Source organism: Marinomonas lutimaris (assembly GCF_019426345.1).
Taxonomy (GTDB): domain Bacteria; phylum Pseudomonadota; class Gammaproteobacteria; order Pseudomonadales; family Marinomonadaceae; genus Marinomonas; species Marinomonas lutimaris.
This window is the reverse complement of record NZ_JAHLLW010000003.1, coordinates 221719-237423: the sequence shown is the minus strand read 5'-3', so window position 1 is coordinate 237423 and position 15705 is coordinate 221719. Positions and strand designations below refer to the sequence as shown.

General features: G+C 43.8%; 14 protein-coding genes. 9 read left to right on the top strand and 5 right to left on the bottom strand.

Annotation, left to right across the window (positions count from 1 at the left end):
* The first annotated feature begins 2 nt into the window (after window positions 1–2).
* The 6 genes from KPL72_RS06155 to KPL72_RS06130 all read left to right on the top strand — a co-directional run bounded on the left by KPL72_RS06155 (window position 3) and on the right by KPL72_RS06130 (window position 5619).
* Window positions 3–1139 carry a cobalt-precorrin-5B (C(1))-methyltransferase gene (locus KPL72_RS06155; protein WP_219702195.1) on the top strand — a complete coding sequence of 379 codons (1137 nt, stop codon included), beginning with the start codon at window positions 3–5 and terminating at the stop codon, window positions 1137–1139.
* Window positions 1136–1924 carry a precorrin-6A/cobalt-precorrin-6A reductase gene (locus KPL72_RS06150; RefSeq protein ID WP_219702194.1) on the top strand — a complete coding sequence of 263 codons (789 nt, stop codon included), beginning with the start codon at window positions 1136–1138 and terminating at the stop codon, window positions 1922–1924. Before KPL72_RS06155 ends, KPL72_RS06150 begins: the two co-directional genes overlap by 4 nt.
* A complete protein-coding gene (locus tag KPL72_RS06145; RefSeq protein ID WP_219702193.1) occupies window positions 1921–2586 on the top strand; it encodes a precorrin-8X methylmutase in 666 nt (221 codons plus the stop codon). Before KPL72_RS06150 ends, KPL72_RS06145 begins: the two co-directional genes overlap by 4 nt.
* A gap of 167 nt (window positions 2587–2753) precedes the next feature.
* Window positions 2754–4100, top strand: coding sequence for a precorrin-6y C5,15-methyltransferase (decarboxylating) subunit CbiE (gene cbiE / locus KPL72_RS06140; RefSeq protein WP_249422118.1), 1347 nt, complete (start codon window positions 2754–2756; stop codon window positions 4098–4100).
* Window positions 4097–4837 (top strand): precorrin-2 C(20)-methyltransferase, encoded by a 741-nt coding sequence (gene cobI, locus KPL72_RS06135; protein ID WP_212916105.1) that lies wholly within the window; start codon window positions 4097–4099, stop codon window positions 4835–4837. Before cbiE ends, cobI begins: the two co-directional genes overlap by 4 nt.
* Window positions 4834–5619, top strand: coding sequence for a cobalamin biosynthesis protein (locus KPL72_RS06130; RefSeq protein WP_219702191.1), 786 nt, complete (start codon window positions 4834–4836; stop codon window positions 5617–5619). Before cobI ends, KPL72_RS06130 begins: the two co-directional genes overlap by 4 nt.
* Before the next feature lie 114 nt (window positions 5620–5733).
* Here KPL72_RS06130 and KPL72_RS06125 read toward each other — a convergent pair whose 3' ends face one another.
* Together KPL72_RS06125 and KPL72_RS06120 are read right to left on the bottom strand one after the other, a co-directional pair.
* On the bottom strand, window positions 5734–6660 hold the full coding sequence (locus KPL72_RS06125; RefSeq protein ID WP_219702190.1) for a M91 family zinc metallopeptidase: 927 nt from the start codon (window positions 6658–6660) through the stop codon (window positions 5734–5736).
* Between the two features lie 8 nt (window positions 6661–6668).
* Window positions 6669–7148: a CesT family type III secretion system chaperone gene (locus KPL72_RS06120; RefSeq protein WP_212916102.1), complete on the bottom strand. Its 480-nt coding sequence runs from the start codon at window positions 7146–7148 to the stop codon at window positions 6669–6671.
* Window positions 7149–7369: 221 nt separating this feature from the next.
* On the opposite strand from KPL72_RS06120, the gene KPL72_RS06115 reads away from it, so the two are divergent.
* The gene (locus tag KPL72_RS06115) at window positions 7370–8494 is read left to right on the top strand and encodes an extracellular solute-binding protein (protein WP_249422117.1); all 1125 of its coding nucleotides are present in this window, start codon (window positions 7370–7372) and stop codon (window positions 8492–8494) included.
* 59 nt (window positions 8495–8553) lie between these two features.
* Here the strand turns inward: KPL72_RS06115 and KPL72_RS06110 are convergent, their stop codons facing one another.
* The 3 genes from KPL72_RS06110 to KPL72_RS06100 form a co-directional block, all read right to left on the bottom strand.
* Window positions 8554–10242 (bottom strand): carboxylesterase family protein, encoded by a 1689-nt coding sequence (locus tag KPL72_RS06110; protein ID WP_219702189.1) that lies wholly within the window; start codon window positions 10240–10242, stop codon window positions 8554–8556.
* Between the two features lie 233 nt (window positions 10243–10475).
* Window positions 10476–11660, bottom strand: coding sequence for a murein transglycosylase domain-containing protein (locus tag KPL72_RS06105; RefSeq protein ID WP_219702188.1), 1185 nt, complete (start codon window positions 11658–11660; stop codon window positions 10476–10478).
* Window positions 11661–11880: 220 nt separating this feature from the next.
* Window positions 11881–14067 carry an OsmC domain/YcaO domain-containing protein gene (locus KPL72_RS06100; protein WP_219702187.1) on the bottom strand — a complete coding sequence of 729 codons (2187 nt, stop codon included), beginning with the start codon at window positions 14065–14067 and terminating at the stop codon, window positions 11881–11883.
* A gap of 592 nt (window positions 14068–14659) precedes the next feature.
* Here KPL72_RS06100 and KPL72_RS06095 point away from each other — a divergent pair.
* Together KPL72_RS06095 and KPL72_RS06090 are read left to right on the top strand one after the other, a co-directional pair.
* Window positions 14660–15130 (top strand): hypothetical protein, encoded by a 471-nt coding sequence (locus KPL72_RS06095; protein WP_219702186.1) that lies wholly within the window; start codon window positions 14660–14662, stop codon window positions 15128–15130.
* Window positions 15131–15175: 45 nt separating this feature from the next.
* A complete protein-coding gene (locus tag KPL72_RS06090) occupies window positions 15176–15658 on the top strand; it encodes a hypothetical protein (RefSeq protein WP_012071012.1) in 483 nt (160 codons plus the stop codon).
* Window positions 15659–15705 lie beyond the last annotated feature (47 nt).

Here is a 15705-nt window from a genome sequence, read left to right as displayed (position 1 = left end):
TAATGTGGCCTGAAAGTGCTGAATCGCCCGCGCCACTGCGTACTGGTTTAACCACCGGAACCTGTGCGACGGCCTGTTGCGTAGCCGCAGCACAAGCACTTTTTGCTGACCAACAAGCAACCAGCGTCAGTGTCACCTTACCAAAAGGCAAGATGGTCGATTTACCTATTATCGAGTATCAAGCCATTGATGCAGGTATGAAGACATCGACCATCAAAGACGCTGGTGACGACCCAGATGCGACCCACGGTGCGACTTTATTTGTCGAGCTAAGATTGTCCCCTGAACAAGGCGTGCGTTTTCATGCGGCGCAAGGGGTGGGGATCGTGACTCGAACAGGGTTGCTGCTTGATGTGGGCGAACCAGCGATTAACCCCGTACCGCGCAAAATGATGACCGAGCATTTAGAGGGCTTTGCGCAAACTTATCATTACCAAGGGGGATTTGATGTCTCTGTTGGCGTGATTAATGGCGAGCAGATTGCACAAAAAACCATGAACCCACGTTTAGGGATTTTGGGCGGACTCTCGATTCTCGGCACAACGGGCATTGTGCGCCCTTTTTCTTGTGCGGCTTACATTGCGTCTATTCATCAAGGTATCGATGTGGCTCGGGCGAATGGCTTGACCCACATTGCGGCAACCACAGGCAATGCCAGCGAAGACGCCATAAAGAGCTATTATCAATTGGATGATATGGCCTTGATCGAAATGGGCGACTTTGTTGGTGCTGTGTTGAAACACATTAAAAAAGTTGAGCAAGCCAACTCTACCCAATTAAAGAAGCTCAGCATCTGTGGCGGCTTTGGTAAGATCAGCAAGCTAGCTCAGCATCATATGGATTTAAACAGTCGAGCGTCTAGTATCGACCTTGGCGCTTTAGCAAAACTGGCGGCCAGTTTAGGGGCCTGTGCTGAGTTACAAGAGCGCATGAAAAACGCCAACACCAGCGTGGAAGCCTTGTCGTTCGCCATGTCTGATGGTTTGCCACTGGCCGATGCCATCTGCCAGCAAGCATTAGACTTTGCACGACAGTACATTCCAGCTCACATAGCGTTAGAAGTTTGGGCGATTGATCGCAAAGGGCAATTTGTTGGTAAAGCCTTGGATGCTGATAACTCAAAACGAGGCGAGTCATGAAGATTTTATTATTGGGCGGTACCGCCGATGCTCGGCACCTGTCTGACGCGTTACACAAAGCGGGTTTGACCGTCATCTACAGCTTGGCTGGCTTGGTTCGAGTGCCAAAAGTCGATTGTCAGCTGGTGGTAGGCGGCTTTACCCAATTCGGTGGATTGGCTCAGTATTTAAAAGACAATAATATCGGCGCGATTTTGGATGTGACCCATCCTTATGCGCAAACCATGAGCAGCAAAGCCGTCACGGCGGCCAAAGAAGCCGGCATTGCCTGCTGGCGTTTTCATCGTCCTGCTTGGCAACAAGAAGCGGGCGATAACTGGGAAGATTACCAAGACGACGCCGATTTACTAGCTAAGCTCGATGGATTCCGCGTGCCGCTATTAAGTGCTGGGCAGATGAGCGAAGCGTTATTAAAAGGTATTTTACAACTGCCAAGCATTGAGCGCATCGTATGGCGAACAGCAGTGGCGCCCAAGTTTGCTCTCTCTGACAAGGTCCATTGGATAAAAGCCATTGGGCCGTTTGCTTTAGACGACGAGCGTCAATTGTTAGTGGATCACGGCATTGATGTGATCGTTAGTAAAAACAGCGGCGGCATGGCGACGTATTCAAAGCTTGTTGCCGCCAGAGAATTATCTGTTCCCGTTTTATTGCATGCTCGGCCATTGTTGCCAGCGGCCGAACGTGAATTTCATGACACAGAAGATTGTTTGCAAGCTTGTATAGCGGCTTGGGGCAAGAACTCTATCCATAGTAAGAATCAACCAAAAGACAGCCAACAGTGACTTTTTCGAACGACTCTAAATACGAAAAAAAATACGAAAACAACCCTCAAGCCATTGAGCAAGACAGCTTTCGCCAAATTCGCGAGTTAACCGATTTATCTGGCTTAAGCCAAGACCAGCAGCAAGTGGTTATGCGCGTGGTGCACAGTTTAGGCTTGCCTGATGTGGCTGAACAAGTACGCTTCAGTGCCAATGCCACCCAAGCGGGTCGCGCAGCATTAGCCAACAATGGCGCGATTTTGTGCGATGTGGAAATGGTCAAGCAAGGGGTGACCAAGCGTATGATCACTCAGGAACCCTTGTGCTTTTTGAATGACCCTCGTACCGCAGAGTTGGCCAAAAGCAAGGGCGAAACTCGTTCTATGGCGGCGCTGAGTTTATGGCAAGAAGCACTGGCTGGCAGTGTGGTATTAATTGGTAATGCGCCAACCGCCTTGTTTCGTTTATTGGAAATGATAGAACAAGGTGCCCCTAAACCCGCTTTGATTATTGGTATGCCGGTGGGCTTTGTCGGCGCGGCGGAATCGAAAGAGGCACTGTGGGAAGCCCATGAGAAATTGGGCATTGAATGCATCACCTTGCTAGGGCGAATGGGTGGCAGCGCCGTGACATCGGCCAGTTGTAATGCATTGTTGCGCTGCAATATTGGCGAGTATTATTAATGCATTCCATGAGCCTTGGTATTCAGTTCTTAAAATAAAAAATACTTGCGCCTGTTTCGCAAGCTCAACGCGTCAGCGTGAATCAAATACCAAGGTTCTTGTTATCCGTTTTTTATTTTTGTTAATCCACCTAGCTTAATTTAATGGCATTGAATGGAAGTAGGTTTATGAAACACACACAAATGCCAATCCATGTAATCGGTTTGGGCGTTAATCAAGTGGCATATTTGGAGGAGGCGGCGCAGGCGGTTTTGGCGAGCTTGTCGGCGCATGATGTGGTCTTAGGTGCTCCGCGTCAGCATGACACCATCACACACTATGCCCATCTGGCTCGTCGTGAAGATCTGCCCAAACTCAGCATGTTGAAAGAGGCCTTTGCCAATTGGCAATCCGAAGGGGCGAAGCTGGTGGTGGTGTTAGCTTCTGGCGATCCGCTGTATTACGGCATTGGCGCTTGGTTGATGCGTACTTTTTCGCTTGAAAATCTACGCTTTTATCCGAATGTTTCCAGTATTCAAGCGGCCTGTCATCGTCTTGGTTTGTCCCTGCAAGAGGTGCAAGCGGTGAGTTTGCACGGTCGTCCATTGGCTTCGTTACGTCGTTATTTGCAGTCGAATAAGACCTTAGTTTTGCTGACGGATCAATATAGTCAACCCCAACACATTGCGCAAGAATGCGTGCAAGCTGGCCTTGATCAAAGTGAGATCACAGTGTGTGAGGCCTTGGGTTATGAACAAGAAAAAGTCCGTAATTTTGTTGCCAAGTCTTTATTAGATACAGAAATAGATTGGGATCCGCTTAATGTGGTTGTGCTGAAAACCAGCCAGCAAGCCTCTTTTTATCCTAGCTCAGTTGGTATCCCGGATACGGCTTTTGTTACGGACAAGGGAGATGGCAAAGGCATGATTACCAAGCGAGAAGTGCGTTTGGCGATTTTGTCTTACATGGACATTCAGCAAGGTGACACGGTTTGGGATATTGGCGCTGGCTGTGGTGGTGTGAGTGTGGAAATGGCCTATTGGCATCCACGCAGCCAGATTATTGCCATTGAACATCATCCAGATAGATTAGCCTGTTTAACCGCCAACCAAGAAGGTTTTGGCGTCATGCAGAATTTATCTATTGTGGCAGGGCGAGCACCAGAAGTGCTGGTGGATTTGCTTGCCGACAGCAAGAAATATAATGGCAAACCCAACAAAGTCTTTATTGGTGGCAGTGATGGCGAGTTAAGCATCTTGATGGCACAGGTCTGGGATCTCTTACCGGCTGGTGGTAGTTTGATGGTGAGTGCTGTTACTGAAGAGACAAAATATCAGGTCATGCAATTTGCCCAACAGCGAGATGAAGCGCAAGACGCAGACGAACAAAGCTTGCAAGTGTCGATTGCCAAAGGCGAGCGATTGGCAGGACAGCGATTATTTCGTCCTAGTTTGCCTGTGACGCTTTATCATTTTAGAAAATATACGGCCTCAACATCGGCTATCAATACAAATCATAAGGAAAACGCACGATGAGTGCCTCGGAAACCTCACAAAAAACAGGCCGATTCATTGGTGTTGGCGTTGGGCCAGGGGATCCAGAATTGATCACCTTAAAAGCCTTACGTTTGATTCAGCGCGCCAGCGTGGTGAGTTACCTTGCCAACGACGAAGGTGGTTCCCAAGCGAAAACCATCGCCAGTGAAGCGTTCGCTGGTGTGACCCATGCGCAAAATGAAATTGCCATTGTCATGCCGATGTCCACAGATCGTTCATTGGCAAATGAAGCTTACGACAATGGCGCAAAAGCCATTGCTGACGAATTATCACAAGGCAAAGACGTGGTTTTCTTGTGCGAAGGTGACCCGTTGTTTTTTGGTTCTTTCGCTTATTTATTGGAGCGTCTAGAAGGCGATTTCCAATGCCAAGTTGTCCCTGGTGTGTCGTCAATTAATGCCGCATCGTCTGCCTTGAATCATCCGTTAACCGTGTTGAAAGAGTCCTTCGCTGTGGTTAGCGGTCGTCATACGGCACAGCAAATTGATACGGCGTTAGAACAGCACGACAGTGTGGTTATCATGAAGGCTGGGCGCGCGCGTCCGCGCATTCTCATGGCGCTGCGTAAAACCAATCGTATGCAAGACGCGAAATACCTTGAATACATAGGTCGTGAGAACGAACGCATCGTGCGGGATGTGTCGACCTTGGAAGACAAAGCTGGGCCGTATTTTTCCTTGTTTGTGGTGACCAAAAGTGAGCGAGGTACTCGGTGATTCGTTTTATTGCGTTAACCGCTGCGGGGGAGCGATTGGCCAACAAACTTTTGTCTCAAGGTCTGCAGAATCATTGGCCCGAGGCCGTGGTCGACTACAAACCAAAACCTTTTGCAGAGTTCGTACAGACGGCCTTTCAAAACGGCGATTGGTTGGTATTCATTTGTGCTACTGGGATCGTGATGCGGACTCTTGCTCCTGTGATTCAAGACAAATACCAAGATCCACCGGTTTTGGTATTGGATGAAGAAGGGAAATTTGTCATTCCTTTATTGTCTGGCCATGAAGGTGGTGCGAATGAATGGGGCGCGCAAGTGGCCAAATCCCTTGATGCGCAACTGGTTATGACCACAGCCAAACCTTACCTTAATCCTGTTTATACCTTGGGAATGGGCTGCGAACGCAACTGCCCATTGGAATTCCTTGAAAGTCTGATGCTGGATGCCCTTAACCAAAAAGGCTTAACGCCAAGCGACATCCACTCCTTAAACAGCATCGACATCAAAGCCGATGAGGTCAACCTTATCGCCCTCGCAGCTAAATACCACTGGGACTTCAACACCTACAGCGCCCAACAACTCGCCCCAATGGAACCTCTTCTAAGTACCAAATCTGACTACATCTTCAAAACCGTCGGTGTTTATGGCGTTGCCGAATCCGCCGCACTGCTGGCGGCGTCTCAACAAGCAACCGGCGACGAACCTGAACTTATCTTGAATAAAATCAAAAACACCAAAGCGACCTGTGCTTTGGCAAGAGGGTTTTGTGCTGCGGATAATTAAAGTGTATTTATTTAACCTATGGTCTTTCTGCAAAAGACTGTCATTTATGTGAGTAAGAATGAAAAATCAATTATTCTGTCCCCTCAATCCCTTTGAACCTCTTAGTAAATATCATTAATCTATCTGTTTATCACCATATGACGTTCGTATGGGCATAGAGTTCACTGAGTTGGCATGGCGGAAGATACGTTCATTCATTTCATGGCGTAGTGTATTCTCAGTTGTTATAGGCCACTCTGGCTCGGAACCATCGGGTTTTCCTACGGTGGCTACTTCTTCCTTATCGATGCCTGACTTTGCCACTCCTGAAGCGGTTAGCCCTTGAGCGGCACGAGCTGCGTGGATCAGCTCATGACCTAGTACTATGGCGTCACTTTGGCTTGGCATTCTGGTCCCCATATTCTCCTGTAGTAGATGTTGAGCGAAATCAGTATGGTGACTAATTGTACTCCCTGAACCTTTACCAGGTTGGGCTTTTCCTTCTTTCGATATTTGTAATTCGGCAGCGGTTATATTATCAAAAGTGGCCCACTCTCTAATGCCGGGCTGTCGACCTGAATCTTGTATACTGACATGGTGTTTAGAAGGGGTACCATTCAGAGTGTAGTCTAATGTTTTTAATAACCTTTGTCCTGCTGGCACTTCTGCCAGCTCGGTTAGGTGTTGTCTGACGCCGATAGCAAAATCGGTAAACTCTGCGCCATTTTTATGATTGGTATATTCCCCGTCGCGAATGATGCTTAGATTGTTTACTAAAGGGCTCCTTTGTTCGGTGACCTTATTTAACTGAGATTTTTGCAGCTGCAATTCTGCAGGAGTGATTGTATTAAAGTTTGTAGCATGCGCATCGCTGGCACCTACTTTCGTTAGTGTGTCTTGAGATGCATTAGGCAGTTGGGCCGGAAAGGTGCGAGCAGGAGTGACAGATTGTGGAGAGGGGGGAATATCAATGGCAATATGATCCCTCGGTATATCAATGGCAATATGATCCCTTGGTATATCAATAGCAATATGATTTTGTGCAGCGATGCTGTTTGTCATGATGGTGTTTACTCCGACATGAGTGAGTGGGTTGAGTGAGTGGTTGGAATAGCGTTATAGGGTAATAAGCGATTCCCATGCCGTGTTTTTTCAAAGCTTTCAAGTAGAGTTTGGCAATTATGGATAAAATCATTCAGGGCGCTACGGAATTGCATTTCGTGCATATTGTTATTGTAATGTCGTTCATCTAAAACAAAGGTGTATACAAGTTGTTCTGATGTATTATCGTATCCCAGTACGCCTTGTATTGAGGGATCTTTGTAGAGATTAAGAGTCAATGCGCTCAATGCCAATTGGTGACAGGAAGGACTGTCGAGGACCATTAACGGGCAATAAAGATGCACTGTGTTTGCGTTAAAGGAAGACATAAGCAGTATTTGAAGCTGCGAGTTCACGGTTAGGTAGCAAGTACCATCAGCATTAAGTGTTAAGTCTCTATGGTAATGTTGTAACCAGTGCTGGAGTTTTTTAGATAAGTTATTAGTCATATTTAAGTCCAATTTAAGTATCACTCTATAGAGTGGCTTATATGCTTAATTGGTTCCTATCAATCTAACCTACTCGTTTTCAATATTATTAAAAACTCAGTTGAAAACCTTGGCTGAATTTTTGCTTGTAGTATTGTTTCTTGATCTATCTTTAAGTTTTTAGTAGCTAGGTCTAAACTTCAACGCAATATATCAACGACCATTAAGTGAGGCACAAAGATATGAAAAGCGCTTTATTCCATTTATTGAGATGTACTATGCCTCAGTTGGCATTAATGGCTGCTGTTGCGACGCCTGTTGCAGGTTTTGCTGAGGAAGAAGTGAAATTCTATAACTGGTCTGATTATATTGGTGAGCAAACGATAGATAACTTTGAAGCGAAAACTGGTATTAAAGTTAAGGCTGATGTTTTTGATAGTAATGAAGTGCTAGAGGCGAAATTGTTATCCGGGAACTCTGGGTATGATGTGGTGGTTCCGACCGCGAACTTTATGGGGCGTCAGATTCAAGCTGGTGTCTTTCAGAAGTTAGATAAATCCAAACTTCCTAATTTGAAAAATATTGATCCTGAGTTGCTAGCTTATTTGCAAAATGCCGATCCAGGTAACGAATATGGTGTGCCTTATTTATGGGGCACAACTGGGATTGGCTATAACAAGGCAAAAGTAGAAGAAGTGCTAGGCATCGATGCGCCAGTTGATAGCTGGGACTTGGTTTTTAAGCCTGAGAATATGAAGAAATTACAGCAATGCGGTGTGATGTTTTTGGACTCGGCTGATGAGCTTTATCCACTGGTGTTGAATTATCTTGGTAAAGATCCAAATAGCCGTGATACAAAAGATTATGCGTTAGATAGTGCTGGCGTAAAACTATTGGACTCTGTCCGTCCTTATGTTCGCCAGTTTCATTCCTCTGCCTATGTGAGTGGATTAGCGAATGGTGATGTTTGTGTGGCGATTGGCTGGTCAGGTGATATTTTACAAGCTAAAGATCGTGCCGAAGAAGCGGGTAATGGCGTTGAGATTGCTTACAGCATTCCAAAAGAAGGTACGCAGATTTGGTTTGATATGTTAGTTATTCCTAAAGGCGCGAAGAATGTTGATTCAGCTCTGACATTTATGAATTATTTGATGGAGCCTGAAGTGATTGCGGACATTACTAATTATGTTGCTTACGCTAATCCCAATATGGAAGCAACAGCGCTGCAAGACCAAGAAATATCGAATAATCCGGGTATTTATCCATCAGCAGAGGTGAGAAAGCGTCTTTATACTCAGAAGTTACGCGGCCCTAAAATAGACCGCTTAATGACGCGCTTGTGGACAGAAGTGAAAACAGGGCGTTAAGTTATACTTTCTAAGACGAGAAACTTGGCCGAATCATGAGAGTGATTCGGCCAAGTTTTTTATTGCTTAGGCCATAAAGAAGGGTTATTAAATTCTTGGTCTAGGGCATCGCTAAACCAGCGTCCATTTAACACATGTTTAATCATTTGTGTTTTGGCTTGCTCTGGTAGTCGATGGTCATTCTTTATCGCTTCAAGAAGGTTTGATTCATCGTATGACTTTGATGACATTTGTATGAGGGCTTTGTACTTGTTGGCATTTAGGATAAGTAATGATTGACCTTGTTGTTCATGTTCAGGCGACCAGGTTAACCAGTTGACTAGGTCTGGATCATTTGGGTTACCTGTACGAATAAAACGTTTTAAATAAGCTTGAAAGTGTTTGGCTAGATCCCGCGTTCCAGCTTTCTGAAATGTCTCCCCTAAAAGTGCTTGTTGCCAATTTTGATCTAGGAGTGGCATAAAGACACCATGGAATGATCCGATCAATTCCATTTGTGGGTTTTGTGCGACAAAAGGATTGGTTCCGAAAGCAATTTCAGCGCCATAAATAGGTGACTGATAATGTTCAAACATCTGTTCTGCTGATTTTTGAACATTAAATAGGCTGTAAAACTTACTGCCGTAGTCTGAGGTAAATTGGTATTGGTTCAGTAGTATTGGATCCTTGCTTAATGTTCCTGAATGCCATGCTTTCACAAAGTAGGGGTCACTTAACGCAAAGAAAGAGAACTCAGTCTGTCCTGAGAGCATAATAACTGGCACGCTGTTGTAGTTTGACGTGGCAAAACCGTTCTTAGGAATCACTGTGCCGTCTTGATAAAGGTGCGGGAAATGGCTCATGCGAATGCCTGCATTTTTCATCAAGGGTGCAAGACGTTCTGCGGATTGCTTTTGCAGGTAGCTCAGAACATCGTCACCACCTTTTGCTAGCCATTTCTTCGCCGCCATCAGATTCGGTTGAACCTTGTCCTCCACAATAAGAGGAGCAAATGCTTGACGAAACACCTCTTGGCTTGGGGCGACTGGGGCTGTTGTCATTCCGCCGCTGAAGACAATCGCTTGCTTGAATTGATCTTTAAATAGGGGGGAGATTAACATTGCCATGACATCTCGCCCGCCGGCGGAAAAGCCAGCTACCGTGATTTGATCGGCGCGACCTCCGAAATATTTGATGTTCTTTTGTATCCATAGCAGTGCGGCGTGTTGATCTAGCAGTCCAAAATTACCTGAAGCCTGAATTGGGTCTTTGGTTTTGATGGCTTTGAGTGGATTAAACCCTAATACACCGAGGCGATAGTTCACTTGTACTATGATGGCATCTAATGATTTGGCTAGTGCTCTAGGGTCAAACTCGTGAGCTTCGCCAGTTTGGTTATTGCCGCCATGAATGTAAATCAGAACGGGTAGGTTATTTTTATTATGGTCTGGTCGATAAATGTCTAGGTTTAGGCAATCTTCTTGGCCTTGAAATTTACCCTTTTGCCATTGGGGGCAAATCGCGCCTTTTTGTGTGGCTTGCAAAGTGCTTTGTATAGGATCTGCTGGTTGAGGCGATTGCCAGCGCAACGAGCCAATCGGAGCTTTTGCATAAGGGATGCCTAAAAAATAATCGACGCCTTGGCTATTATTGCCTTCTATCTTAGCTGTGTCCGATAAAGCCACTATAGGATTGGAATAAGCCGTTACAGTAAAAATAATAGCTAGTCCGCTGATTAGCCACTGTTGAATTGAATGTCTGATTCGCATACTCATCTCTCCATTTATTTTTAGAATGTTGTTTGATGATGTCCATTGCTTGTTTACTTACTGCGACAGTAAGTCCGCTTCTTTTCTAGTGCTACACCTCCTTGGCTAGCAGTATTTAAATATTTATTCTCCAATACTTTTTATTTCGAAGCAAAATGACACCTCGACGAGGTAGGCGATAGTTTCGAGGAAGGTTGTCATTTTGCTTTGACCATAGAAGAGTTCGACGACTATTACTCATAGTTTTTCTTAGCTTTGGTGACTTTCTCTAAGTAATTACGAGATTCGGTTCTAGGGTGGTTGTATCTAAGTTTCTTATACACATTGCTGGTGGATGTTTGGTTTATTTTGTTCATTGCGCGCGTTCGGTCAGTATCAAATGTTTTTAATACATTACCAGTACCACCGTTGTAAGCGGAAATCATTGAGTATTCTTGGCTTAGTTTATTGGTAACTTTCACTAAATAGCGCGTCTGTAAAATATGTAAGTAAGCGCTGCCGATATCGATGTTATTTTTTGGAGAGAAAAGCACTTCTTTGCTTGGTTCGCCTGATTTCTTTTTTACTAGGTTATAAACATCTCGACCAGCAGTGGCTGGTACCACTTGCATCAAACCATAAGCGTTCGCTGGGCTAACGGCGTAAGGGTTAAAAGAGCTTTCGGTTTCAATTATGCCGTAGATGAGTGCTGGTGATAAGTTGTAGCGTTGAGCGGCGGCGATCACATATTGGCTGTATTTTTCTTGGCGTAGGTGTTCGTGCTGGGCAACAAGGTTGAATTCAACCGCGTAAACTGTGCTGCCGTTAGAACTGGATTTTTTCAGTTTATTTGAGACAAGATAATTAGCGTAACGTTCTGCTCGCCAACGATATTGTACTAGTTTGCCATCGTGATCCATGACTTGCGGATACAAAAAAGGTACGCCTTCGGTATCTGGTGCGTCGCTAGAGAAAATATCGGTTTTGGTTGGATCTGCTGTGGTGAGCAGTGTGGTTGTAACCGCTTGTTTTAGGGTATCAAGTGGCGAGCTGGTGGTGAGTGTTTCGACGCGTACCGTGCCTTTGTCAAAATCGACAATGGTTCTTGCTTGGTAGTCGTTAGTGTATTTTACATACTTTTTCTTCTCGGGCAGTTCGCTATTATTTTTGCCCCATTTTTTATTCACTTTTTGATCAAGCTCTGCATATAAGGCTTTAATCGCTTTAATATCTGCCCTTACTTGGTTTCTAGTAACTTTCGCTTGTTTGGCGATGGCTTTTACATCTTCGATACTATCGGCTTCTTTTATCTGTTTTGATAACTGCTTTACCGAATCTGCTGAGTCAAAAGATAACGGAATGGATTCGCAGCCACTTAATGTTAGTAATACAAGGCCAATTGATACAAAGGTGGATTGGCGAACGATATTATTAAACATTTAGTTGTCACTCATATAAATAAACGATATTGAAGAACGGCAGTTTGCCATTAAAGCATTTTAAGCTAAATAGTTAGAATTAAAATTATATCAGAATCGTCTCCTTTGGTGGAAAACCAGTAAATACTATTTTCATTACATAATACAAATAAAAAAGCGAACCCGAAGGTTCGCTTTTAATCGCTTAAGTTAAATCCATTTAACTTATTAGGTGACCCGATTATTTAGCTGCGTTGGCTTTACGTGCTTGATGCAGTTTTTTGTAGCTTTCAATGAGGCGTAAATGCGGTTCGATGCCTTCAAGCTGCATACTGGTTTTAGTGAGACCATAAAAACGTACATCGCCTGAGACAGAACCGACAACGTTTTCAATAACGTCTTTGCCAAACATACGGCTGAAGTTATGGATAAAGTCGTCAAGCTCTAATTCTTCGTCTAGCGTTACTTCTAGTACACAGTTCATGGCTTGATAGAATAGACCGCGTTTGGCTGTGTTGTCGTTGAACTGTAGGAATTCACCGACTAGTTCTAACGCCTCTTCGTGAGCACCAAGGGCCAAATAGATTAGGATTTTCAGTTCCATGATGGTCAGCTGACCCCAGACGGTATTTTCATCAAATACGATACCAATCAAAGTAGGAATATCTGTGTAGTTATCGAGCTGGCTGTCTTCTAAACGATTTACTAGGTTGGTTAGTTGCTTATCGCTCAAAGAATGTAGGTTCAAGATATCTTCACGATAATCCAAAGCCTTGTTTGTGTTGTCCCACACCAAGTCTTCCACTGGATACACTTCGGAATAATCTGGTACCAAAATACGACAAGCCGATGCACCTAAATCAGTTAATTCAGCCACATACACTTCTTTGCCTAACTCTTCCAAGATGCCGAACATAGCGTTGGCTTCTTCTTCATTGGTGCCAGAAAAATCCCACTCGCAGAAATCATAATCGTGCTTATCGCTGAAGAAGCGCCAAGAAATGACACCGGTTGAGTCAATAAAATGTTCAACGAAGTTTTCCGGCTCTGTGACCGCCATGCTATTAAACGTAGGTTTTGGTACATCGTTCAAACCTTCGAAGCTACGACCTTGCATCAGCTCGGTTAAGCTACGTTCTAACGCCACTTCAAGACTTGGATGCGCACCAAAAGAAGCAAACACACCGCCAGTTTTCGGATTCATTAGAGTGACGTTCATCACTGGGAATTGACCGCCAAGAGAGGCGTCTTTCACTACGATAGGAAAACCTTGTTCTTCTAATACCTTGATGCCAGCAAGGATGCTTGGGTATTTCTCCAACACTTCCATTGGCACATCTGGCAAGACAATTTCGTCTTCGATTATTTGGCGTTTAACGGCGCGTTCTAGAATTTCCGACAAACATTGCACTTGTGCTTCTTGTTGATTATTGCCTGCGCTCATGCCGTTGCTTAGGAACAAGTTTTCGATGAGGTTTGACGGGAAGTAAACCGTTTCGCCATCGGATTTGCGTGTATAAGGAATCGTACAAATGCCGCGGGCTTTATTACCTGAGTTGGTGTCGATCAAGTGCGAGCCAAACAACTCATTGTCTGGGTTATAAATCTCTAGGCAGTAATCATCCAAGATGCCTTCTGGTAAGGAATCGTCCTCGGTTAATGCAAACCATTTTTCATTGGGGTAATGCACGAACTCGCTGTTGGAGATTTCAGTACCAAAGAATTGGTCATTGTAAAAAAAGTTGTTGTTTAAGCGCTCGATAAACTCACCAAGAGCAGAACACAGTGCGCTTTCCTTGGATGCACCTTTGCCGTTGGTAAAACACATAGGCGACGCCGCGTCACGAATATGCAAAGACCAAACGTTAGGCACTATGTTGCGCCATGAGGAAATCTCAATCTTCATGCCAAGATCCGCTAGCATGGCTGTCATGTTGGCAATGGTTTGCTCTAGTGGTAAGTCTTTACCAAGAATCACTGTGCTCGTCGCGCCATCAGGTTGGCCCATCAACATGGCGTTAGCGTCTGCGTCTAGGTTTTCAACGGTTTCAATTTTGAATTCTGGGCCAGTTTGTACCACTTTCTTTACGGTGCAACGATCAATAGAACGCAAGATGCCTTCGCGATCTTTGTCCGAAATGTCGTCTGGTAATTCGACTTGAATTTGGAAAATCTGGTTGTAGCGATCTTCTGGATCGACAATGTTGTTCTGCGACAAACGGATGTTGTCCGTTGAGATATCACGAGCCTTGCAGTAGACCTTCACAAAATACGCCGCACACAAAGCTGAAGACGCTAGAAAGTAATCAAATGGACTTGGTGCAGAACCATCGCCTTTGTAGCGGATCGGTTGATCGGTGATAACGGTAAAATCGTCAAACTTGGCTTCAAGTCTTAGATTGTCGAGAAAATTAACTTTGATTTCCATTGAATAGGGTTTCCACTTTAGATGCGAGTTGCTCTACCAAAACCTTTCATCGGCTGGGGTGAGTCATTAGCCGGAATTATCGGTGATAGAGGGGGGCTGAGTAAAATCAAATCGGTGTTTCTGAAAAACTAAATGTCAATGAACTAGTCGCTTTCTTCATTAAGAAGCCAAGCAAAGGCTAATTTTCAAATTTTTGTCGGGCTTATAGGCAAATTATAGGATTTTGGGTTTGTCAGTTAAGTGTAGGTATATTTTATATATTGTTCACATTAAGTTGATTTTTAGTAATGTTTAATTATTTTTTAGATGGTTTGTGTCTTTTTTGTAAGAGATTGTTTACTGAATGTTTGCTTTTATAGAAAAAAGAAACCTAGCATAACCTACTCTTTTTAAAAGATGTTTTAACGTATTTATGGCGTTATGTTTATATTTACAGCGCAATTATTTATAAATGTTTAGAATTTATTTTTTCGACTATTAAACAATTAAGCGATCAAATATCGACTTTATAAGCAAATAGAAACTCACTAAACGGTTTTTTTTATTTAGGATCTTTTCTGTGTTAGCGGGATGACCAAAAGGAAATAGCGTGATGAGGAAAAGAGTTTGGTGTTTATTATTTGCTTGTACATTTAACGCTTTTTGTAGCAGTGACATTAACTTGACTTTAGTCGGTTATATCCCTTCAAAGTGTGAATTTACGGCATTCAATAATAACTTAACGCTCTCATCAAAAGGTCACGCTAGTACCGAATTGGTGATTGATTGTAATTCACCTATGCGAGTATCAATGCAGTCCGAAAACGGTGGCTTAAGTTACCAGCATAGTACTCAAATAAATAGCTATAACGTTACTTGGTCTATTGGAAATTTGGGAAAAAGTGAAACTTATTCTTCTCATCTTCTTAAAACGACACAGTATATAAACGTTGGAGATATTTTATTTAAAAGCATGGCAAAGTTACAACTTGAACTGGTTGAGCCATTAACTTATGCGGGAGATTATCAGGATGTAATTCGCATAGAAATGACTCCATCTGCTGTTTCTGGTGGAGTTTGGTAGGCATTAATTTTTAAATCTAATCCACATTATTGAAGGAATATTACAATGAAAAAGTTAATCGTATTATCAGCAATTGCAACTTTGTCATCTGGCGCAGTGTTAGCAGGCAATCTTGATGTGGGCGGTTCAGTCCCTTCAGTTTGTGAAGTAGCTACCTCTGCTACGTCAGTGCATTTCTCTCAACTAACACAAGGTGCTACGTTTCAGCTTCCAATTACTAGTTTGAAATGCAATGACTACGATGGAGCAACGGTTACTCTCACATCGTCTGAAGGTCATATGCAAACTGTCGATGGCCAAGATGGTACTGGTGTTGGTTACACTGCGCAGTTTAAAGCAGGTCCATATGACTTCACTTTGAATGCAACTACTGGTGTGAATGATTTGAAAGAATCACAAAGTAAAAATGGCTCAGCAGCTTTGGCGGCAGGTTATAACTCAGGTAACATTTTTATGACTGTTACCCAGACTCCAACCTTCGCTGGTAACTATACAGATCAACTAATGTTATCAATCACAGCTAACTAAGAAAAAACAAAAAAAGGCAGTATATTACTGCCTTTTTTTAATTAGGA